We start from the raw sequence: 19,129 nt of genomic DNA, 5'->3' as shown, positions 1-19,129 counted from the left end.
CTTTCGATCCCTGCTTCGGAAACTTGGCGAGCGAGCGCTGGACATAGCCCGAGGAGAAATCGATCCAGGGCTCTTCGGTCACGGTCGGGTCCGAATTATGCGGCGTGCACTGACGGTTGTCGGTCTTGTCCATGTGGTTGAGAAGGCGGCAGACATATTCGCAAGTCAGGTCGCATTTCAGCGTCCATGAGGCATTCGTATAGCCGAAGGACGAAGCGAGGTTCGGCACGTCGCTATACATCATGCCCTTGTAGTTCAGCGTCTTCGACAGATCGACCGGCTTGCCGTCCACCGTGATCTGGAGGTCGCTCAGCACCTGCAGGTTGAGGCCGGTGGCGGTCACGATGACGTCGGCCTTCAGCTCCTCGCCCGACTTCAGCTTGATGCCGTCTTCGGTGAAGGTGTCGATATGGTCGGTCACGACCGAGGCGCGCTTGCTCTTGATCGCCTCGAAGAGATCGCCGTTCGGCACGAGGCAGAGGCGCTGGTCCCAGGGGTTGTAGCTCGGCGTAAAATGCTTGGCGGCGTAGTCGGCCCCGAGCTGCTCGCTCACCTGATTGACGATGAACTTCTTGACCTGTTCGGGCTTCTTGCGGCTCAGGCGGAAGAAATACATGCCGAACAGCACGTTTTTCCAGCGCGTGATGCCATAGGCGAGTTTTGCGGGCAGATAACGGCGCAGCCAGTTGGCGACGCCGTCCTCGGCGGGGCGCGAAACGACATAGGTGGGCGAGCGCTGCAGCATGGTCACATGCGCGGCCGTCTTCGCCATTTCCGGCACCAGCGTCACGGCGGTTGCGCCGCTGCCGATCACGATGACGCGCTTGCCCGCATAGTCGATATCGTCGGTCCATTTCTGCGGATGGGCGATGCGGCCCTTGAAGCGCTCCGCACCCGGAAAGTCAGGCGTATAGCCTTCGGCATAGTTGTAATAGCCGCTGCACATGAACAGGAAATTGCAGGTCAGGCGCACGATTTCCTTTTCTGGCCCGCGCTCCGCCACGACCGTCCATTGCGCGTCCTGCGTCGACCAGGAGGCGCTCTTCACCTGATGGTGAAAACGGATCTTGCGATCGATGCCATATTCCTTCGCCGTCTCGCGCAGGTAGTTCAGGATCGCCGGGCCGTCGGCAATGGCCTTGGCTTGCGTCCACGGCTTGAAGGAATAGCCGAGCGTGTACATGTCCGAATCCGAGCGGATGCCGGGATAGCGGAAAAGGTCCCAGGTGCCGCCCATATCGGCGCGGCCTTCAAGGATCGCATAGGTCTTGCCGGGGCAATTGGCCTGGAGGTGATAGCCGGCGCCGATGCCGGAAATACCGGCACCCACGATCAGCACGTCGAAATGTTCCAAGGTCATGAGCTCATTTACCTTTGAAGAGGGAGCGCCTCCCTGAAGCGCCCGGCCCGGAGGGTTATGTCCCCTCGCGAAACTGACAAAATGTCGGTTCTTGCATTTTTCTTAGCCTGAAATTGCCCGATTGCACAGAATAAACATAGGGTGCCGCGAGGTCGGTTGGGCCTTGCCGCGTCCTCAAATGGGCCGATCAGTGGCGTTTCTTAACGAATAATGGCATCTTTGATTCGCGCTTGAGGGGGGCCGAGGGCTGCTTTGGCGCGCAATCTTGAGTAGTACCGATTGAGCAGGGCATGAAAATCGGCGACAGCAGGCTGGTCGGGGGCGCAGTTTCCGTTTCAGGCCGCGAGCGTGGGGAAACGGCGGGCGGCACGGGTGCTGGACGCACGATCACCGACGCCGTCAGCTTCATGGGCATTCCCGAAACCGAGATCACGCCGCGCGTGCGCGACGCCATCATGTCCCTGATGAGCGAAGTCGAGCAATTGCGTCGCGATGTCGAGAAAATGCGCCAGCGCCTTCGCGAGGCTGAAAAGCTTGCAGACCATGATCCGCTGCTGCCGGTTCTTAATCGGCGCGCCTTCATGCAGGAGTTGTCGCGCGTCATCGCTTACGGGCGGCGCTACAAGGAGCCGTCGGGGCTTGCCTATTTCGACATCGACAATTTCAAGCAGGTGAACGACACCTACGGCCATGCGGCGGGCGATGCAGCGCTGAAGCATCTCGCCGATGTCGTGAGCGCCAATATCCGCGAGACCGATGTGATCGGACGTCTGGGCGGCGACGAGTTCGGCGTTATCCTTGCCCGCACCGACGAGGCCAGCGCGCATTCCAAGGCGAAGTCGCTGGCGCTGCTGATTTCAATGCATCCGCTGATGATGGATGGTGTCGAGATACCGCTGTCGATCTCGGTCGGCGCGATCGGCATCGATGGCGAGGTCGAGCCGCAAGAGGCGCTCGCCCGGGCCGATCAGGCCATGTATCTGGCCAAGCGCAAGCCGCAATAGGCTTGCCGCCCCGGATCAGGCAATGATGTCTGGAAATATCTGGTCGTCGATTTCGCGGATACGGTCGCGCAGATAGAGCTTGCGCTTCTTCAGGCGCTTGATCTGAAGTGGGTCAGGAAGCGGCATGCCCTCAAGCGCCATGATGGCGGCATCGAGGTCGCGATGCTCTTCCTTGAGCTGCGCCAAAGCGGCTTGCAGTTCCTGCTCTTCCTGTTCGGTCATGTTCGCCCGACTGTGAGGGGCGCAAGGCCCACCCGAAAGGGTGCCAGCGCCAATAGCGTTCTAATCGTGGTGGGCGCGGGGAACAAGGGCAAGCTCGCAGCAAGTGGTGATGATGCGAAGGAGGCCGGCAGCATGCAGACGGAGATCAATGGCGGAACGCCCGGCGGAGAGGCTTTCTGGGCCTTCTCGACGGCGCTTTATGCCCGGCCCGGCGTCGAGGCGGCGCTTCTCGATTTGCAGGACAATAGCGGGCTTGAGGTGAACCTCGTCCTCTTCTGCGTCTATGCGAGCAGCCGGGGGCAGGCGCTCGATCCGTCGACCATCGGGGCGCTGCAAAATATCGGCGAAGTCTGGGGCCGGGGCATTGTCGCGCCGCTCAGATCGGCGCGGCGGCGGCTGAAGCCGCTTTCCTCCGATTTCGGACCGGCTGCTGCCTTGCGCGAAGATGTGAAGCGGGTGGAGCTTGCCGCCGAAAAGGCCATGCAGGAGGCGCTGGCGGAACTGCTGAGCGATAAAGCCGCGGGCGGTGGCCCGGAAGTGGCGCAGGCAAACCTCGTCGCTTGGCTGAAGGCTTCAGGGCTTGCCATAACGCCTGAGCGCGCATCGGCGTTTCGCACCATTCTCGATGCGGGCTTCTGACTATTTTTTGGGTTTTTTCGCAGGCCCGGTTTTGACCGCGCTGCGTTTGCCGCCTTTCACGTCTTCGCCCCAGCGCCGCGTGCTTTCGGCGTCGATGTCGAAGAGGTCGAGCACGCGGGCGACCGATTGCGTCACCACGTCGTCGAGCGATTTCGGCTCGGTATAAAAAGCGGGCATGGGCGGTGCGATGATCGCGCCGATTTCCGACAGATGCGTCATGGTGCGCAAATGGCCTGTGTGCAGCGGCGTTTCACGCACCATCAGCACGAGACGGCGGCGCTCCTTCAGCACCACATCGGCGGCGCGCGTCAAAAGGTTCGACGTAACGCCGGTTGCGATTTCAGACATTGAGCGGACAGAGCAGGGCGCGACGATCATGCCGAGCGTTCTGAACGAACCGCTGGAAATTGCCGCGCCGATATCTGCGATCTGATAGCGCGTATGAGCGAGCGTCTCGACATCGCGCGCATTCATTCCCATTTCATAACCAAGCGTCATCTCTGCCGCTTTCGTCATTACAAGATGCGTTTCGATGTCGAGCGATTTCAGGATTTCCAGCAGGCGCACGCCATAGACGACGCCGGAGGCGCCGGAAATTCCCACGATGAGACGTTTCGTTGCGGTCATGTATGAGATTTACAATCTCTTCGCTCTATTTGCGATAGGTGTTCGACAAGCTGTCAGAAAAGAGTCATGCTTTTGACGTTACCCACCCCCAACTCAATGCAAAGGTAGGTACGGAATGGCACTGGACTCGCATATTGCCGAACTCAATCATCGGCATCAGGCCCTCGATCGCGAAATTGAGGGAGAAATGCAACGCCCCGCCTGTGACGATCTTCGAATTGCCGAGCTGAAAAAGCTTAAGCTCAGGCTGAAAGAGGAAATCGAAAAACTCACCATCCAACGATCAGCAGCCTGACGGATTTCCGCGGCCGTTGACAACGATGAGAGCGCCGGGCGGCGAAGCCCGGCGCTTTGCCGTTTTGGGGGTGAAATCCATCAGCTCGTCATGCGCGGGCTTGACCCGGCCATGACGGGTTGGCTTGGAGTCGGTGACATTGCCATTTACCACGTGTCACCCCGGGACTTGTTCCCGGGGTCCAGCGGGTTCGACGGAGTTCGTGGGAAGATGGGTCCCGGGAACAAGTCCCGGGACGACGGCGGTGTTTGTCGCGCGGCATACCGCTACGAGAAGCACCGTCACGAGAAAGAGGCGTTCAACATTCAATAAACTCGTCATGCGCGGGCTCGACCCGCGCATCCACGTCTTTAACGGCACCGACCAACTAGGAAGACGTGCATGGCCGGGACAAACCCGGCCATGACGGATCCCCCCTAAAGCTCCGCCGCCATATCCCGCAGCTTGAATTTCTGCACCTTGCCCGTCGACGTCTTCGGCAGTTCCGTGAACACCACCGTCTTGGGGCATTTGAAATGCGCGAGGTTGTCGCGGCAATAGGTGATCACCTGTTCCGCCGTCAGGCTCGCGCCTGTTTTCAGCGTGATGAAGGCGCAAGGCGTCTCGCCCCATTTTTCATCGGGCCGCGCGACCACGGCAGCTTCGATGATGTCGGGGTGCTTGTAGAGAATGTCCTCCACCTCCAGCGATGAAATATTCTCGCCGCCGGAAATGATGATGTCTTTGGAGCGATCCTTCAACTGGATGTAGTTGTCGGCATGCCAGACGCCGAGATCGCCGGAGTGGAACCAGCCGCCCTCAAAAGCTTCGGCGCTGGCTTTGGGGTTTTTCAGATAGCCCTTCATCACCACATTGCCGCGAAACATCACCTCGCCCATGGTCTCGCCGTCGCGCGGCACTTCTTCCATGGTTTCGGGGTCGCGCACGGACAGGCCTTCAAGCACCGGATAGTTGACGCCCTGGCGCGCCTTCACCTGCGCGCGGGCGCCGGCTTCAAGCTCGTCCCATTCGTCGTGCCAGGCGTTCACCACAGCGGGGCCATAGGTTTCGGTCAGGCCGTAAACGTGAATGACGTTGAAGCCCTGGGCTTCGAGTTTCCTGATCGTCGCGGCGGGCGGCGGCGCGGCGGCGGCGAAGAAATCGACCGTGTTCGGAAGTTTCTTCTTCTCGTCATCGGTCGCGTTGATGAGAAATCCCATCACGGTCGGCGCGCCGCCCATATGCGTCACGCCATGTTCTGCAATCGCCTCATAAATGTTCTTTGCCGTAACGCGACGCAGGCAGACATGCGTGCCCGCCACGACGCTCATCGACCAGGTGAATATCCAGCCGTTGCAGTGAAACATCGGCACGATCCACAGATAGATCGAGTGGCGCGTCATGCCCGCCGTGACGATATTGCCCATGGCGAGCAGATATGCGCCGCGATGGTGAAAGACGACGCCCTTGGGGTTGCCCGTCGTGCCCGATGTGTAGTTGAGGCTGATCGCCTGCCATTCATCGGCGGGCAGCGACCAGTCGAAATGCGGATCGCCGCCGGCGATGAAATCCTCATATTCCATCTCGCCGATCCGCTCGCCAGCGCCGTCATATTCGGGATCGTCAATGTCGATGGTGAAAGGCTTTACCTTGGCGTTTGCCAGCGCCTCCTTGCCGAGGCTTGAAAATTCGCGATCCACGAAAAGCGCCTTGGCCTCGCCATGGTCCAGCATGAAACCGATCATCGGGCCGTCGAGGCGGATGTTCATGGTGTTCAGCACAGCGCCGATCATCGGCACGGCATAGTGAAGCTCGAGCATCGCGGGAATATTGGGTGCAATGATCGCGACCGTATCGCCAAGCCCGATGCCGCGCTCCGACAGTGCCGAGGCAAGGCGGCGGCAGCGCGCATAGAACTCCGCATAGTTGCGGCGCAGCGGTCCGTGAATGACGGCGATTTTCTCCGGATAGACTTCCGCCGAACGCTTCAGAAACGAGAGCGGCGTCAATGGCTGATGGTTCGCCGGATTTTTATCGAGGTCGATTTCGTAAGGATTGGCCGTCATCGCTGGTCTTCTCCGCAAAAGGTGGAGGCCAGCTAATCAAACCCGCGCAGGGCTTGCAATGGATTGGTCGTCTCCGTCATGCGTTTGGCGCGCGTGAGGTAGTGACGCACCGAGATCGCCGCAGCAACGAGCAGACTGCCCGCGACGACATCGGCGAGATAATGTCCACCTTCGGTCAGAGTGGCGATGAGCATCAGCCCGTTGAAGACGAGCCCAACGGCGAGCAGCCGTGGCGAGCGCCGTACCGACCATGTCATCATTAAAGCGAGGGCGGCGTGGAACGAGGGAAATTCTATGATGCCCTGCATCGCGCCGAAGTCGAACGTGTCATAGGTGCCTGCACGCAGAGCCAGATAGTGCGGCAGATGGACTGTGCCCGCTGTGGCCGTCACGGTCTGGAACCCGTCAAGCGACGGCGCATAAAAGCCAATGGGGCCAAGGGCTGGATAAAGCGCCGAGAGCACAATTGTCAGAAGCAAAGTGCTCCAATAAATATCGACGAGCTCGCGCACCTCATCCGTTCTCCTGGTAAAGGCGAGAAAGAGGATGAGCAGGGCAAACTCAGGAAAAGCCGCGTAATAGATCGCAGTTGTGAGTCGGCCAAAATCCGAATGGACGTTGACGAATTCCAGCAAGCCGATCCAATTGAAGCCCAAAGTCTGATCGAAAGCGGCGAGACGCGCATCGACCAGAGGCAACCCGACGCTTGCCGCAAGATAGCACAGCACGACGCAGGCGATTGAAAAGGGAATGACAAAGAGCGTGGCCGATGCCCAGGCGACAAGAGCTTCCAGATCGTCGCGCCCGCGTCCATAGATGGTAAAGCCAACCAACATGCTCATCGCGAAAGCGGCAAGCGAGAGGTTTTTTATCGAACCGACTGAAACGTGAAAGCCGCCCCAGATCGACCAGACGAGATCGATCGCCAGCACAGCCGCCAGCGCCACCCAGGCGAAAGGCGAGGGCTGAGGAAAAGTCGAGCTTATCCATCGGGCTATGTGACGAATATTGGACATGGCGTGACCTTGTTGCCAGTCTTGCAGACTAGGCAATCGAAGCTAATGAAAGCTAAATTGGCCGTTCCGCCGGAGCTTGTTTTGCTTGTTTCTTGTTGAAGAGTTAACCCGGGTGAGGCGTTCTGCCAGGCAGTGCGTCAAGCCTTGGGCCGATGAGGGAGTGGGATTGATGAGCACCTACCGCGACACTTATGCAGGTTGGAAAAAGAACCCTCATGGCTTCTGGGCCGATGCGGCGAAAGATATTGAGTGGGTGAAGCCCGCCGACGAGATTTATGGGCCTGACGGCTGGTTCTCGGGCGCGATATGCAACACCTGCTGGAACGCGGTCGACCGCCATGTGGCCGACGGGCGGGGCGAGCAACTGGCGCTCATTTACGACAGCGCGATGCTCGGCAAGGTGAAGCGCTTCACCTATGCGCAGCTTCTCGACAAGGTTGCGACCTTCGCGGGCGTGTTGCAGCGCCACGGCGTCGTGAAGGGCGACCGCGTCGTCATCTATATGCCGATGGTGCCGCAGGCCGTTGTCGCCATGCTCGCCTGTGCGCGTCTCGGCGCCATTCATTCCGTCGTCTTTGGCGGCTTCGCACCGAAGGAGCTTGCGACGCGCATCGACGACGCAAAGCCGCGTCTCGTCGTCACCGCCTCCTGCGGACTGGAGCCCGGCCGCGTCATTCACTACAAGCCGCTGCTTGACGAGGCGATTGCGCTTTCCGCAAGCAAGCCCGCCGCCTGCATCGTTCTTCAGCGTCAGCAGTCGGAAGCGACGCTTGTCGAAGGTCGCGATTTCGACTGGGCCGACGAGATGGAGCGCGCGCGCGCCGCTGGCGCGAAGCCCGCTTGCGTCCCCGTCGCCGCCACAGATCCGCTTTACGTGCTCTACACCTCCGGCACGACGGGCAAGCCGAAGGGCGTCGTGCGCGACAATGGCGGCCACATGGTCGCGCTCAAATGGTCGATGAAAAACGTCTACGACATGAACCCCGGCGATGTGTTCTGGGCCGCTTCCGATGTCGGCTGGGTCGTCGGCCATTCCTACATCGTCTACGCGCCGCTGCTGCAGGGCTGCACAACTGTGCTCTTTGAAGGCAAGCCGGTCGGCACGCCCGATGCGGGCACCTATTGGCGCGTCATTGCCGAGCATGGGGTGAAGGCACTCTTCACCGCGCCCACGGCCTTCCGCGCGATCAGGAAGGAAGACCCCAAGGCCGAGCTTGTGAAGGATTACGATCTCTCGAAGTTCGAAGTGCTCTATCTCGCAGGCGAGCGCGGCGATCCCGATACCATTCAGTGGTCGGAGCGTGCGCTCAACCGTCCCGTCATCGACCATTGGTGGCAGACGGAGAGCGGCTGGCCGATGGCTGCAAATCCGATGGGGCTTGAAAGGCTGCCGGTCAAATATGGTTCGCCCGGCGTTGCCATGCCCGGCTACGACATTCAGGTCGTGGACGAGTCCTCAAAGCCCGTCCCTGCGAACACGACCGGCGCTATCGTCGTCAAGCTGCCGCTGCCGCCGGGCTGCCTGCCGACGCTCTGGCACAATGAGGCAGGGTTTCGCGACGCCTATCTCGCGGATTATCCCGGCTTCTACAAGACGGCGGATGCGGGCTATCTCGATGAAGACGGCTATCTCTATGTGATGAGCCGCACCGACGACATCATCAATGTCGCCGGTCATCGTCTGTCGACGGGTGGCATGGAAGAAGTGCTGGCCGGTCACCCGGACGTTGCCGAATGCGCGGTCATCGGCGTCGCCGATGCGATGAAGGGGCAGGTGCCGGTCGGTTTCCTCGTCATCAACAAGGGCGTCGATCGTCCGGCGGCGGAAATCGAGCGCGAAGCGGTGCAACTCGTGCGCGACAAGATCGGCCCCGTCGCTGCCTTCAAGACGGCGATCATCGTCCAGCGCCTGCCGAAAACCCGGTCCGGCAAGATCCTGCGCGGTACCATGCGCAAGATCGCCGATGGCGAAGCCTGGACGCCGCCCGCCACCATCGACGACCCGGCGATCCTGACGGAAATCGGCGAGGCGCTGGGCGGCGCTGGTTATGCAAAGAAGGGGTGAGCCCGATTTGAGGCAAACCGTGCCTTCTCGATGGTATATTTGACCTTCTGGCCATTCGCTTGCATGTTCCGCCGATGGAAGCCGTCAAAGAACTTTTTTCGTATCGCAAGCATTGGGCACACCGCTTCGGTGTCGCCCCGTTCCTCCCCATGTCGCGGGAGGAAATGGATGAGCTTGGCTGGGATCAGTGCGACGTCATTCTTGTGACGGGCGATGCCTATATCGACCATCCGAGCTTCGGCATGGCGATCATCGGGCGGCTTCTGGAAGCGCAGGGCTTTCGCGTAGGCATCATCTCGCAGCCGGACTGGCAGAGCGCCAAGCCCTTCAAGGTGCTGGGACGGCCCGCGCTTTATTTCGGTGTGACCGGCGGCAACATGGATTCCATGGTGAACCGCTACACGTCGGACCGGCGGCTTCGGCATAATGACAGCTATACGCCGGGCGGCGAGGGCGGCAAGCGGCCGGATCGCTCCACTATCGTTTATGCGCAGCGCTGCCGCGAAGCCTACAAGGAAGTGCCGATTGTGCTTGGCGGCATTGAAAGCTCGCTGCGCCGTATCGCCCATTACGACTATTGGTCGGACAAGGTGCGCCGTTCGATCCTGATCGACGCGAAAGCCGATATTCTGCTTTACGGCAATGCCGAGCGCGCAATCGTCGAGGTGACGCATCGCATCGCCAAGGGCGCGAAAGCCTCCGAGCTTGACGATGTGCGCGGCGTTGCCCTGCTGAAAACCGCCGTGCCGGAAGGCTGGACGGAAGCCCATGCCGACGACATAGAGTCGAGCGACGAAGGCGCGCGGCGCGGCGATGATCGCACCGTCATCCGGTTGCCGTCTTTCGAGCAGGTCGCGGCCGATCCTGAAACCTATGCGCGCGCCTCGCGCGTGCTTCACCGTGAAAGCAATCCGGGCAATGCGCGCGGGCTGGTGCAGCGTCACGGCGATCAGGAGCTTTGGCTGACGCCGCCACCCATTCCGCTGACGACGCCGGAAATGGACGGGGTTTACGATCTCGCTTATGCGCGCGCGCCGCATCCCTCATATGGCGATGCGAAGATTCCCGCATGGGACATGATCAAGTCCTCCGTCACCATCATGCGCGGCTGCTTCGGCGGCTGCTCCTTCTGCTCGATCACCGAGCATGAAGGCCGCATCATCCAGAGCCGGTCGGAAGGATCCATCCTCAAGGAAATCGAAACCGTCCGCGACAAGGTTGAAGGCTTCACCGGCGTCATTTCCGACATTGGCGGCCCGACCGCCAACATGTATCGCATGGCCTGCAAGGACAAGCGCACGGAAGAGCTGTGCCGCCGTCCGTCCTGCGTCTATCCCGGCATTTGCCCGAACCTCAATACGAGCCACGAGGCGCTGATCGGTCTCTATCGCAAGGCGCGCGAGATTCCGGGCATCAAGAAGATCATGGTCGCCTCCGGCGTGCGCTACGACCTTGCCGTCGAGAGCCCGACCTACATCAAGGAACTCGTCACGCATCACGTCGGCGGCTATCTCAAGATCGCGCCTGAGCATACCGAAGACGGTCCGCTGTCGAAGATGATGAAGCCCGGCATCGGCACTTACGACCGCTTCAAGAAAATGTTCGACGATGCGGCGAAGAAGGCGGGCAAGGAATATTTCCTCATTCCCTATTTCATCGCGGCGCATCCCGGCACGACGGATGAGGACATGATGAACCTCGCCCTCTGGCTGAAGCGCAACAAGTATCGCGCCGATCAGGTGCAGACCTTCCTGCCGTCGCCCATGGCGATTGCGACCGCCATGTATCATTCGGGCAAGAACTCGCTGAAGCCGATCCGGCGCGGCCTGTCGGAGCCGGTCGAGACGATCAAGGGCCTGAAGCAGCGCCGCTTGCACAAGGCCTTCCTGCGCTACCACGACGCCGAAAACTGGCCGCTGCTGCGTGACGCGCTGAAGAGCATGGGCCGCGCCGACCTCATCGGCCCCGGCAAGCATCAGCTCATTCCGTCCTGGCAGCCTGCAGGCACCGGCCTCAAAGGCGGGGAAGGCAACCGCCTCGGCAAGAAACACCGTCCACAGACGTTCACGACCAAGGGCGTGTTTCCGCCGAAGTAGGCCCATTCTTCAAGTGTGTCACGCCGGCCTTGTGCCGGGGTCCAGGGGCGCCCTCACCCTCCCACCGCCGATGGCGGCGGGCCCCTCCCTCTCCCAGAGGGAGAGGGGCAAAAAGGCTTTGCCACGATCTAAGCCCTCTCCCTCTGGGAGAGGGTTGGGTGAGGGCCTTCCTCTCGCTTCTCCAGATACGAAGAAGCCCTCTTCCATTTCCAGAAGAGGGCTTCGATTCAATCGACGTTGCGGAGAAAAGTCTTACTCCTCGTCGTCCTCGATCTTCACATCCTTGAGCTTCGCAAAAACGCTGTCGGCGTCATAGGACTTGCGGCTCTCGTCCTTCTCTGGCGCGACTTCGGGCGCGGCGATGGTGGCGTGATGCGGCTCTTCGGGCGCGGTCGTCTCGGAAGCGGGCAGCAGCGTCTCGGTGCGGCCTGCCGCCTTGTCGGCCTTCTTGCGTTCGCGCTCTGCCTTGCGGCCAGCCTTCTGCACGGCAGCGTCGAGTTCGATCTGCGTCGAGAGGCCGAGCGTCACGGGATCGACCGGCTTGATATTGGCCGAGTTCCAGTGTGAACGGTCGCGCACGCTCTGGATCGTCGGCTTCGTCGTGCCAACGAGCTTTGAAATCTGGGCGTCGGTCAGTTCAGGATGGTTGCGCAGCAGCCATGCCACGGCGTCGGGGCGGTCCTGACGGCGCGAGACGGGCGTATAGCGCGGGCCCTTGCGCGGCTGCACGGGCGGCACCTTGTACTTGCTCTCGGCGGTCATCAGGCGCGTCGCGGGATTTGCCTGGCAGCGCTCGATTTCGGCGCGCGACAGCTGGCCCGTCGTGATCGGGTCCATACCCTTGATCCCCTGCGCAACGTCGCCGTCGGCAATGCCCTTCACCTCAAGGACATGCAAACCGCAGAAAGCTGCGATCTGGTCGAAGGTAAGCGAAGTGTTTTCGACGAGCCAAACGGCTGTCGCCTTGGGCATCAGGGGCTGAATCATGTGTGTTCCTCTGATCCACCCGGGGTTGCCGGATGAACCCTTTGTCTCGTCTGTTGAGAGCGGGTATGGGCGTTATATAGGGCGAAAGGTGTCCTAAAGAAAGTGGAATAAGCGGAATTTTCAATCAGGACGGGCAATTCTCTCCCCCACCACCTCGAACCAAAACGGCAGAAACCCGCCCTTTTCGGGGCGGGTTTCCTTGATGTCGAGCCTTGAGGAGAGGCTTAGCGCTTGATCTTGGTGATCTTCGTGCCTTCGATGCTGACGCCAGCCATCAGGCCCTGCTGGTCGAAAATGAAGGCATAGGCGTCATCTTTCAGGGTCGAGGTCGAGAGGTTCTTGGCCGCGCCCTCATCCACGACGACCACGGTCGGGCCGACGCCGATTTCGAGACCATGGCTGTCTTCAAGGTACTTCACGGCCTTGTTGTTCATCAGGAAAACGACATAGCCATAGGACTGGGCACCGGCCTGAAGGCCCCAGGAGCCCGTCACGGAGTTGTAGTAGTCGATGGGCTTGCCGTTCTTTTCGAGCACACCTTCACCATAGGCACCGCCGAAGACGAGGCCGGCCTTGACGATTGACGGGAAGATCAGGATGGCTTTCGCCTGATGGCCGATTTTTTCAGCCGTCGGGTTCGTCTGATAGAGCTTCTTCAACGCCTGGCCGGCATCGGTGTTCAGGTCTTCAGCCGTTGCCGCATGCGCGCCCTGAAGCGTGCCGAGCGAGACTGTGGTCGCGATTGCAAAAAGCAACGCCATGAAAAAGCGTCTTGTGTTCGCCATGTCGGGAACTCCATTATTTTATGGTGGCTTCTATGCTAACCATCCTCACACGGAGGGAAATGCATTTGAAAAAGGCGGGAGACAGCTTGTCTCCCATTGCCCCCATATAACGGCGACTGTCCCGTTTGGTTCCGTGTCGCGAATATCAGCGTGAGCGAACGAGAAAATTTCCGTCAGAGCGTCAGAACGATTTTCCCGATATGGCTGCTCTTTTCCATGAGTTCATGGGCCTTTGACGCTTCGGCCAGCGGGAAGGTGGCGTCGATGCGCGGGCGCACACGGCCGGTATCGAGCAGCGGCCAGACCTTCTCGCGCAGCACGCGGGCAAGCGCCGCCTTCTCTTCTATGCTCCGTGGACGAAGCGTGGAGCCTGTCAGCGTAAGGCGTTTCAGCATCATCGGCATGAAGTTGATCTCCGCCACCGAGCCGTTGAGGAAGGCGATCTGGACGATGCGCCCGTCCTGTGCGGCCGCCTGAATGTTGCGGGCGATATAGTCGCCGCCCACCATATCGAGGATGACGTCGACGCCGCGATTGCCGGTGAGCTTCTTCACCTCGGCGACGAAATCCTGCTCGCGATAATTGATTGCCGCTTCCGCGCCGAGGTCGAGGCAGGCAGCGCATTTCTCCGCCGAGCCTGCGGTCGCGAAAACGCGCGCGCCGAAGACATGGGCAAGCTGGATCGCCGTCGTACCGATGCCGCTCGATCCGCCATGCACGAGGAACGTTTCGCCGCCCTTCAGCGCGCCGCGCTCGAAGACATTGGTCCAGACGGTGAAGAAGGTTTCAGGCAACGCCGCCGCCTCGATGGCGCTGAAGCCCTTGGGGATCGGCAGCGCATGGCTTTCATGCACGGTGCAATATTGCGCATATCCGCCGCCGCCGACGAGGGCGCAAACGCGCTCGCCCACCTTCCATGCGGTGACGCCCGCGCCGATGGCGACAACCTCACCGGCGATTTCGAGGCCGGGCGTTTCGGGCGCGCCGGGCGGGGCGGGGTAGAGGCCCATGCGCTGGATCGTGTCGGGCCGGTTCACGCCTGCCGCTTCGACCCGGACCAGAATTTCTCCCAAGGCAGGCTCCGGCCTCGCAATTTCGCGGGGAACGAGCACTTCGGGTCCGCCGGGCTTCGAGATGGCAATGGCGGTCATGGTGGCGGGCAGGGTGGAGCTCACGGGATCACCTCGGGCACAGGTTGGCGGGCTTGAAGGTCTAGCCCCGGCCTTCCACACTGGCAACCGGACTGCAGAAGGATGAGGCCCATGGACACAGACGATCTTGAACCCCGCAAGCGACGCGGCGAAGCATTGGCGGCGCTGGCGCGCGAGGATCTCAGCCTGCTCGGGATCGAGGAGCTTCAGGAGCGAATCAAATCGCTCGAAACCGAAATTGCACGAATCCGGGCTCAGCTCGAGCGAAAACACGGGACGCGATCGGCGGCTGAAGCCCTGTTTAAAAAATAGGGTGCGCTACGCTAACCCCTTCATCCAATAGATTTTTAACGAGGGAAAAAGGTAAAACCTTAGGTGTGTGTTAATAACTGAGAACCTGTCAGTTTGCCCCTAGTTTAACGATTTGATAAACATGCAAGCGCTAGGGTGACCTTGCGTAATCCAGTTTGGTCTGGATTTGAGTGGTTCCTATCCACTCTGTTTGACGCCTCCCTGTTAGAACTGAGCCGCGGGCATTCCGCGGCTCTTTTTTTAAAAAACTCCCACCTCTCGTCGGCGCGTCCGCTCCGCTGGCATGGAAGTTGATCCCTTAAGGCTCAGATGTGCCGCTACGGCACAGGGGAGCAAGGGGTTGGGAATGAGTGTCGATCTGCATAGCGGAAACGATGTGGTTTTTGCGGAGCCGGGCGAGGCGTCGGTGACGCTTGCCGAATTCATGTCGTCGGGCCTGTTCGAGCGCACCTATCGCGAGGGAATGCAGCTCGTGGAGGATACCTCGGCCTATCTTGATGGTCCGGGCCGCGAGGCGGCGCGAAACCTCTCCAGGGACGCTTCTCTGGCCTATGCGGGCGAAAGCATGCGCCTCACCACAAGGTTGATGCAGGTTGCAGCCTGGCTGCTCGTGCGCAAGGCGGTGCATGAGGGCGAAATCACGCCGGAAGAGGCGAAGTCCGAGAAATACCGTCTCGCCACCAAGGAAATCGCGCGTTCGCCCCGCATGGCCGGTTCAGCCGTGCTTCCGGCCCGGCTTCTGGAGCTGATTGAGGATTCCGAGCGGCTTTATGCCCGTGTCGAGCGACTGGACAATCAGCTTCGCGGTCGCCCGGGGTTTTACAGCGCCGCCAATCCGCTGGCCGAGCAGTTCACGCGCGTCGAGGCCTTTTTCCGCGAAACCGCCGCCCGCCACTGACAAGCGCCATACTGATACGAAAAAAGCCCCGCTATTGCGGGGCTTTTGTCTTTGGAGAGGCGAAACCTCAGGCTTTTGCGCCGCCGAGATTGCCGAATTTCTGCTTGAAGCGGCTGACGCGACCGGCACGGTCGACGAGCTGCTGGCCGCCGCCGGTCCAGGCGGGGTGGGTGTTCGGGTCGATGTCGAGCACCAGCGTGTCCCCTGCTGCACCATAGGTCGAGCGGGTCTGGAAGGTGGTCCCGTCCGTCATGGTCACGGTGATCATGTGGTAGTCGGGATGCGTGTCTTTCTTCATGGCTCTAACTTCTCGGCGCGGGGCTTGCGGGGCTGCCTATATGAGGCGCCACCAGAATGGGGGCTTATAGCGCCCCTCCTTCCGGGTGGCAAGCGCAGGGTTGCAGGCCGCCCATAACGCGCCCGAACGCCGAAAACGGGTCGTTAGCGCCCTTTGCGCGGCCATGCCGCAGGCGGGTTCGGACGCGTCGATTGGCGCGCGGCCTAGCTGTTGCTATATGAACGCAATAGGTGTCCATCGAAGGGCGCTGCCCGTTTTCACCCTCCTCGGCCGGAACTCCATGAGCGAAGCATCGAACCCCGCCGTCGAGGCGATCGAAGAGGAAGCGGCGCGCCGCAAGCCCGCCAAGGCTGTCCGGCCCATCGTCAAGCTTCTGCCATTCGTCAGCCGCTATCGTTTCATGCTGGCCGCCGCCTTCGTCTCGCTCGTTCTCGCCACGCTGGCGACGCTCGCCTTTCCGATGGCGGGCGGGCGTCTCGTCGATCTGTTGCGGCATGGAGATAATCAGGCGACGTCGGGTTTCATCGACCAGTATTTCCTCGCCCTCATCCTTGTCGCTCTCGTGCTCGGCGTTGCCAGCGCCTCGCGTTTCTATTTCGTGAGCTGGATCGGCGAGCGCGTCGTCGCCGATTTGCGCGAGGCCGTTTACGCCCATGTGCTGAAACTCTCGCCCGCCTTTTTTGAAGTGACGCGCACCGGCGAAGTTCTCTCGCGCCTCACCGCCGACACGACGCTCATCAAAACGGTCGTCGGTTCATCCGCCTCCATCGCGCTGCGCAACCTGTTTCTCTTTGCAGGCGCGGCCTTCATGATGGTCTATACGAGCCCGCATCTGTCCGGCCTCGTTCTGCTTGCGATCCCGATGATCGTATTGCCGCTCGTCGTTTTCGGTCGCTGGGTGCGGCGTCTGTCGCGTGCGAGTCAGGATCGTCTTGCCGATACCAGCGCCTTCGGCAGCGAAAGCCTCAATGCCATTCAGACCGTTCAGGCCTTCACGCATGAAGACCTCGACCGTAAGCGTTTCACTGAAACGGTCGAGCGCAGTTTCGACACGGCGAAGGCGCGCATCGTCGCGCGCGCCATTCTGACGGCGCTGATTTTCTTTCTCGGCCTGTCGAGCGTCGTCGGCGTTCTCTGGTTCGGCATGAAGGACGTCATCGCAGGCGACATGACGGGCGGTTCGCTCGCGCAGTTCATTCTCTATGCGCTCTTTGCGGCGGGTTCGCTCGCGGCCCTGTCGGAAGTCTGGGGCGACATGCAGATGGCGGCGGGCGCGACCGAGCGTCTCATCGAACTCATTTCCATCGAGCCTGAAATTCGCGCGCCTGCGCAGCCTCTCGCCTTGCCCGCGCCCGCGCGTGGCGCGATCCGTTTCGAAGGCATTTCCTTTGCCTATCCGACGCGCAGCGATACGCGCGCGCTGCATGATTATTCGCTCGACGTCGCGCCCGGCGAAACCGTCGCCATTGTCGGCCCGTCCGGGGCGGGCAAGAGCACCGTCTTCCAGCTTCTGCTGCGTTTCTACAATCCGCAGTCGGGCCGCATTACGCTCGACGGCGTCGATATTGCGAAAGCCGATCCCGTCGAAGTGCGCCGCCGCCTTGCCGTCGTGCCGCAAGAGACAGTCGTTTTCGGAACGACCATTGCGGAAAACATCCGCTATGGCCGCCCCGATGCGAGCGAAGCCGATGTGCGCGCCGCCGCCACCGCCGCTCGCATTCACGATTTCATCACGACGCTCCCCAAGGGTTACGACACGGAAGTTGGCGAGCGCGGCGTCACGCTGTCCGGCGGACAGCGCCAGCGCATCGCCATTGCGCGCGCCATATTGCGCGACGCGCCCGTGCTGCTGCTCGACGAGGCGACAAGCGCGCTCGATGCCGAGAGCGAGACGCTGGTGCAGGTCGCGCTTGAAGGTTTGATGCGTGGCCGCACCACCTTGGTCATCGCGCATCGTCTGGCGACCGTGCTCAAGGCCGACCGCATCATCGTCATGGAAGACGGGCGCATCGCCGCCAGCGGCACGCATGACGAACTGATGCGTCAGGGCGGTCTTTACAGTCGCCTCGCACGCCTGCAATTCACCGGCGACCTCCTTGGCGGGGAGCCGAAAAGCGTAGCGCTTCACTAGAACTCGCGCGATCAACGGAGAAAAAAATGTCACCCGCTATGCGCTGGATACTCATCATCGTTGCCGTGATCGTCGGCATCATCAGCGTACTCGGCTGGCGGTTCCTTGCCGCTGCAGGCTACTTCACCGCCATCAAGCAGGAAGTCGTCGCCCAGTGCACCACCATCCCGTCGCCGCCCGGACCTGAAGATATTCAGATCGACCGCAAGCGCGGCCTTGCCTTCGTCTCCGCCTATGATCGTCGCGCCGCAATGGCCGGCCACAAGGGCGTTCGCGGCGGCATCTACACGATCGACCTCACCGCGCCGGAAGGTCAGTGGGCGTTGCATCCGGTGACCGCGAGCGAGCCCGCCGATTTCCGCCCGCATGGCATCAGCCTTTATGTCGGCGCCGACGGTTCGCGCCGTCTTTTCGCCGTCAATCATCCCGCCGCGGGCGGCCATACGATCGAGATTTTCGACGTTGCCGCAGACGGCATGCTCACGCATGTGAAGACCGTCGCCGATCCGCTTCTCGTCTCGCCCAATGACGTTGTGGCTGTCGGGCCTGAGACTTTCTACGCAACCAACGATCACGGCTCGACCGGCCCGACCCGGCAGATGATCGACGATCTGCTTCTGAAGCGGAATTCGGACATCGTCTATTTCGACGGCAAGTCGATGCGCGTCGTGGCCAGCCGCCTGAGCTTTGCAAACGGCATCAATGTCAGCGCCGACGGCAAGTCGATCTATGCAACTGAAATGCTCGGCCTTGCGCTGCATGTCTACAAGCGCGATCCGATGACCGGCGATCTTGTGCCCAGCGACTACACGCCGCTCGGTTCCGGCGTCGACAATATCGATGTCCAGGAAGACGGCTCGCTTCTCATCGCCGCCCATCCGAAGCTGACATCGCTCATCTCGCATGGGAGCGATCCGCGCAAACCGTCGCCGAGCCAGGTCATCCGCGTCGAACTTGCCCCCGGTGGCGGCGGTCGCGCAGGCACGATCTATCTCAATCTCGGCCAGGACATTTCCGGCGCAAGCGTCGCGGCGGGCTATGGCGACCTGATGCTGATCGGGAATGTCTTCGATCCGAAGATTCTGGTCTGCAAGCAGTCAAAAGAAATCAAGGCGTTTTGAAGACTCCTCCTCGCTTGGAGGGAGAGAGGTCTTAATTCTAGCCCTCTCCCTCTGGGAGAGGGTTGGGTGAGGGTCTT

The 19,129-nt window shown here is 61.1% G+C and carries 18 protein-coding genes; 9 read left to right on the top strand and 9 right to left on the bottom strand.

Annotation, left to right across the window (positions count from 1 at the left end; genetic code table 11):
- The coding region (locus WA943_RS00400) for a flavin-containing monooxygenase (protein WP_424467559.1) at nt 1-1,360 on the bottom strand (1,360 nt) is incomplete at its 3' end.
- 290 nt (nt 1,361-1,650) lie between these two features.
- On the opposite strand from WA943_RS00400, the gene WA943_RS00395 reads away from it, so the two are divergent.
- The gene (locus tag WA943_RS00395) at nt 1,651-2,364 is read left to right on the top strand and encodes a GGDEF domain-containing protein (RefSeq protein WP_424467557.1); all 714 of its coding nucleotides are present in this window, start codon (nt 1,651-1,653) and stop codon (nt 2,362-2,364) included.
- Between the two features lie 15 nt (nt 2,365-2,379).
- Here the strand turns inward: WA943_RS00395 and WA943_RS00390 are convergent, their stop codons facing one another.
- Nucleotides 2,380-2,586: a YdcH family protein gene (locus tag WA943_RS00390; protein WP_424467555.1), complete on the bottom strand. Its 207-nt coding sequence runs from the start codon at nt 2,584-2,586 to the stop codon at nt 2,380-2,382.
- Nucleotides 2,587-2,718: 132 nt separating this feature from the next.
- Here WA943_RS00390 and WA943_RS00385 point away from each other — a divergent pair, with 132 nt between their 5' ends.
- Nucleotides 2,719-3,225, top strand: a complete 507-nt coding sequence (locus tag WA943_RS00385; RefSeq protein ID WP_424467553.1) for a TIGR02444 family protein — start codon at nt 2,719-2,721, stop codon at nt 3,223-3,225.
- Here WA943_RS00385 and WA943_RS00380 read toward each other — a convergent pair whose 3' ends face one another.
- On the bottom strand, nt 3,226-3,852 hold the full coding sequence (locus WA943_RS00380; protein WP_424467551.1) for a UbiX family flavin prenyltransferase: 627 nt from the start codon (nt 3,850-3,852) through the stop codon (nt 3,226-3,228).
- A 115-nt stretch (nt 3,853-3,967) separates the two neighbouring features.
- On the opposite strand from WA943_RS00380, the gene WA943_RS00375 reads away from it, so the two are divergent.
- On the top strand, nt 3,968-4,147 hold the full coding sequence (locus tag WA943_RS00375; protein ID WP_424467549.1) for a DUF465 domain-containing protein: 180 nt from the start codon (nt 3,968-3,970) through the stop codon (nt 4,145-4,147).
- A gap of 416 nt (nt 4,148-4,563) precedes the next feature.
- Here WA943_RS00375 and WA943_RS00370 read toward each other — a convergent pair whose 3' ends face one another.
- Together WA943_RS00370 and WA943_RS00365 are read right to left on the bottom strand one after the other, a co-directional pair.
- A complete protein-coding gene (locus WA943_RS00370) occupies nt 4,564-6,192 on the bottom strand; it encodes an acyl-CoA synthetase (protein ID WP_424467547.1) in 1,629 nt (542 codons plus the stop codon).
- A 32-nt stretch (nt 6,193-6,224) separates the two neighbouring features.
- A complete protein-coding gene (locus WA943_RS00365; protein ID WP_424467545.1) occupies nt 6,225-7,208 on the bottom strand; it encodes a phosphatase PAP2 family protein in 984 nt (327 codons plus the stop codon).
- A 166-nt stretch (nt 7,209-7,374) separates the two neighbouring features.
- On the opposite strand from WA943_RS00365, the gene WA943_RS00360 reads away from it, so the two are divergent.
- Both WA943_RS00360 and WA943_RS00355 read left to right on the top strand, forming a co-directional pair.
- Entirely contained in the window at nt 7,375-9,273 is a 1,899-nt protein-coding gene (locus WA943_RS00360; protein WP_424467543.1) for a propionyl-CoA synthetase, read from the top strand.
- A 74-nt stretch (nt 9,274-9,347) separates the two neighbouring features.
- The gene (locus tag WA943_RS00355) at nt 9,348-11,369 is read left to right on the top strand and encodes a YgiQ family radical SAM protein (protein ID WP_424467541.1); all 2,022 of its coding nucleotides are present in this window, start codon (nt 9,348-9,350) and stop codon (nt 11,367-11,369) included.
- 252 nt (nt 11,370-11,621) lie between these two features.
- On the opposite strand, the gene WA943_RS00350 is transcribed toward WA943_RS00355, so the two are convergent.
- From WA943_RS00350 to WA943_RS00340, 3 genes are all read right to left on the bottom strand, one after another.
- On the bottom strand, nt 11,622-12,356 hold the full coding sequence (locus WA943_RS00350) for a DUF1013 domain-containing protein (RefSeq protein WP_424467539.1): 735 nt from the start codon (nt 12,354-12,356) through the stop codon (nt 11,622-11,624).
- A gap of 224 nt (nt 12,357-12,580) precedes the next feature.
- The gene (locus tag WA943_RS00345; RefSeq protein WP_424467537.1) at nt 12,581-13,141 is read right to left on the bottom strand and encodes a YSC84-related protein; all 561 of its coding nucleotides are present in this window, start codon (nt 13,139-13,141) and stop codon (nt 12,581-12,583) included.
- Nucleotides 13,142-13,314: 173 nt separating this feature from the next.
- On the bottom strand, nt 13,315-14,316 hold the full coding sequence (locus WA943_RS00340; protein WP_424467535.1) for an NAD(P)H-quinone oxidoreductase: 1,002 nt from the start codon (nt 14,314-14,316) through the stop codon (nt 13,315-13,317).
- 87 nt (nt 14,317-14,403) lie between these two features.
- Here WA943_RS00340 and WA943_RS00335 point away from each other — a divergent pair, with 87 nt between their 5' ends.
- Both WA943_RS00335 and WA943_RS00330 read left to right on the top strand, forming a co-directional pair.
- Nucleotides 14,404-14,604, top strand: a complete 201-nt coding sequence (locus tag WA943_RS00335; protein ID WP_424467533.1) for a DUF1192 domain-containing protein — start codon at nt 14,404-14,406, stop codon at nt 14,602-14,604.
- Nucleotides 14,605-14,950: 346 nt separating this feature from the next.
- Nucleotides 14,951-15,502, top strand: coding sequence for a DUF1465 family protein (locus WA943_RS00330; RefSeq protein ID WP_424467531.1), 552 nt, complete (start codon nt 14,951-14,953; stop codon nt 15,500-15,502).
- 67 nt (nt 15,503-15,569) lie between these two features.
- On the opposite strand, the gene rpmE is transcribed toward WA943_RS00330, so the two are convergent.
- Entirely contained in the window at nt 15,570-15,800 is a 231-nt protein-coding gene (gene rpmE / locus WA943_RS00325) for a 50S ribosomal protein L31 (RefSeq protein ID WP_424467529.1), read from the bottom strand.
- A gap of 280 nt (nt 15,801-16,080) precedes the next feature.
- Here rpmE and WA943_RS00320 point away from each other — a divergent pair, with 280 nt between their 5' ends.
- Nucleotides 16,081-17,931, top strand: coding sequence for an ABC transporter transmembrane domain-containing protein (locus tag WA943_RS00320; protein WP_424467527.1), 1,851 nt, complete (start codon nt 16,081-16,083; stop codon nt 17,929-17,931).
- 26 nt (nt 17,932-17,957) lie between these two features.
- Entirely contained in the window at nt 17,958-19,052 is a 1,095-nt protein-coding gene (locus tag WA943_RS00315; RefSeq protein ID WP_424467525.1) for a hypothetical protein, read from the top strand.
- Nucleotides 19,053-19,129 lie beyond the last annotated feature (77 nt).

The sequence above is a fragment of the Parvibaculum sp. genome (genome assembly GCF_049651025.1).
GTDB lineage: Bacteria > Pseudomonadota > Alphaproteobacteria > Parvibaculales > Parvibaculaceae > Parvibaculum.
Note: the sequence above shows the minus strand (reverse complement) of the source record. Positions and strands in the feature narration are given on the sequence as shown.

Excerpts from the sequence above, each read along its gene's own strand:
- WA943_RS00395 (WP_424467557.1), top strand. The coding sequence starts at position 1,651 with ATGAAAATCGGCGACAGCAGGCTGGTCGGGGGCGCAGTTTCCGTTTCA.
- WA943_RS00350 (WP_424467539.1), bottom strand. The coding sequence starts at position 12,356 with ATGATTCAGCCCCTGATGCCCAAGGCGACAGCCGTTTGGCTCGTCGAA.
- WA943_RS00330 (WP_424467531.1), top strand. The coding sequence starts at position 14,951 with ATGAGTGTCGATCTGCATAGCGGAAACGATGTGGTTTTTGCGGAGCCG.
- WA943_RS00375 (WP_424467549.1), top strand. The coding sequence starts at position 3,968 with ATGGCACTGGACTCGCATATTGCCGAACTCAATCATCGGCATCAGGCC.
- WA943_RS00370 (WP_424467547.1), bottom strand. The coding sequence starts at position 6,192 with ATGACGGCCAATCCTTACGAAATCGACCTCGATAAAAATCCGGCGAAC.
- WA943_RS00355 (WP_424467541.1), top strand. The coding sequence starts at position 9,348 with ATGGAAGCCGTCAAAGAACTTTTTTCGTATCGCAAGCATTGGGCACAC.
- WA943_RS00380 (WP_424467551.1), bottom strand. The coding sequence starts at position 3,852 with ATGACCGCAACGAAACGTCTCATCGTGGGAATTTCCGGCGCCTCCGGC.
- WA943_RS00335 (WP_424467533.1), top strand. The coding sequence starts at position 14,404 with ATGGACACAGACGATCTTGAACCCCGCAAGCGACGCGGCGAAGCATTG.
- WA943_RS00365 (WP_424467545.1), bottom strand. The coding sequence starts at position 7,208 with ATGTCCAATATTCGTCACATAGCCCGATGGATAAGCTCGACTTTTCCT.
- WA943_RS00315 (WP_424467525.1), top strand. The coding sequence starts at position 17,958 with ATGTCACCCGCTATGCGCTGGATACTCATCATCGTTGCCGTGATCGTC.
- WA943_RS00320 (WP_424467527.1), top strand. The coding sequence starts at position 16,081 with ATGAGCGAAGCATCGAACCCCGCCGTCGAGGCGATCGAAGAGGAAGCG.
- WA943_RS00385 (WP_424467553.1), top strand. The coding sequence starts at position 2,719 with ATGCAGACGGAGATCAATGGCGGAACGCCCGGCGGAGAGGCTTTCTGG.
- WA943_RS00345 (WP_424467537.1), bottom strand. The coding sequence starts at position 13,141 with ATGGCGAACACAAGACGCTTTTTCATGGCGTTGCTTTTTGCAATCGCG.
- rpmE (WP_424467529.1), bottom strand. The coding sequence starts at position 15,800 with ATGAAGAAAGACACGCATCCCGACTACCACATGATCACCGTGACCATG.
- WA943_RS00390 (WP_424467555.1), bottom strand. The coding sequence starts at position 2,586 with ATGACCGAACAGGAAGAGCAGGAACTGCAAGCCGCTTTGGCGCAGCTC.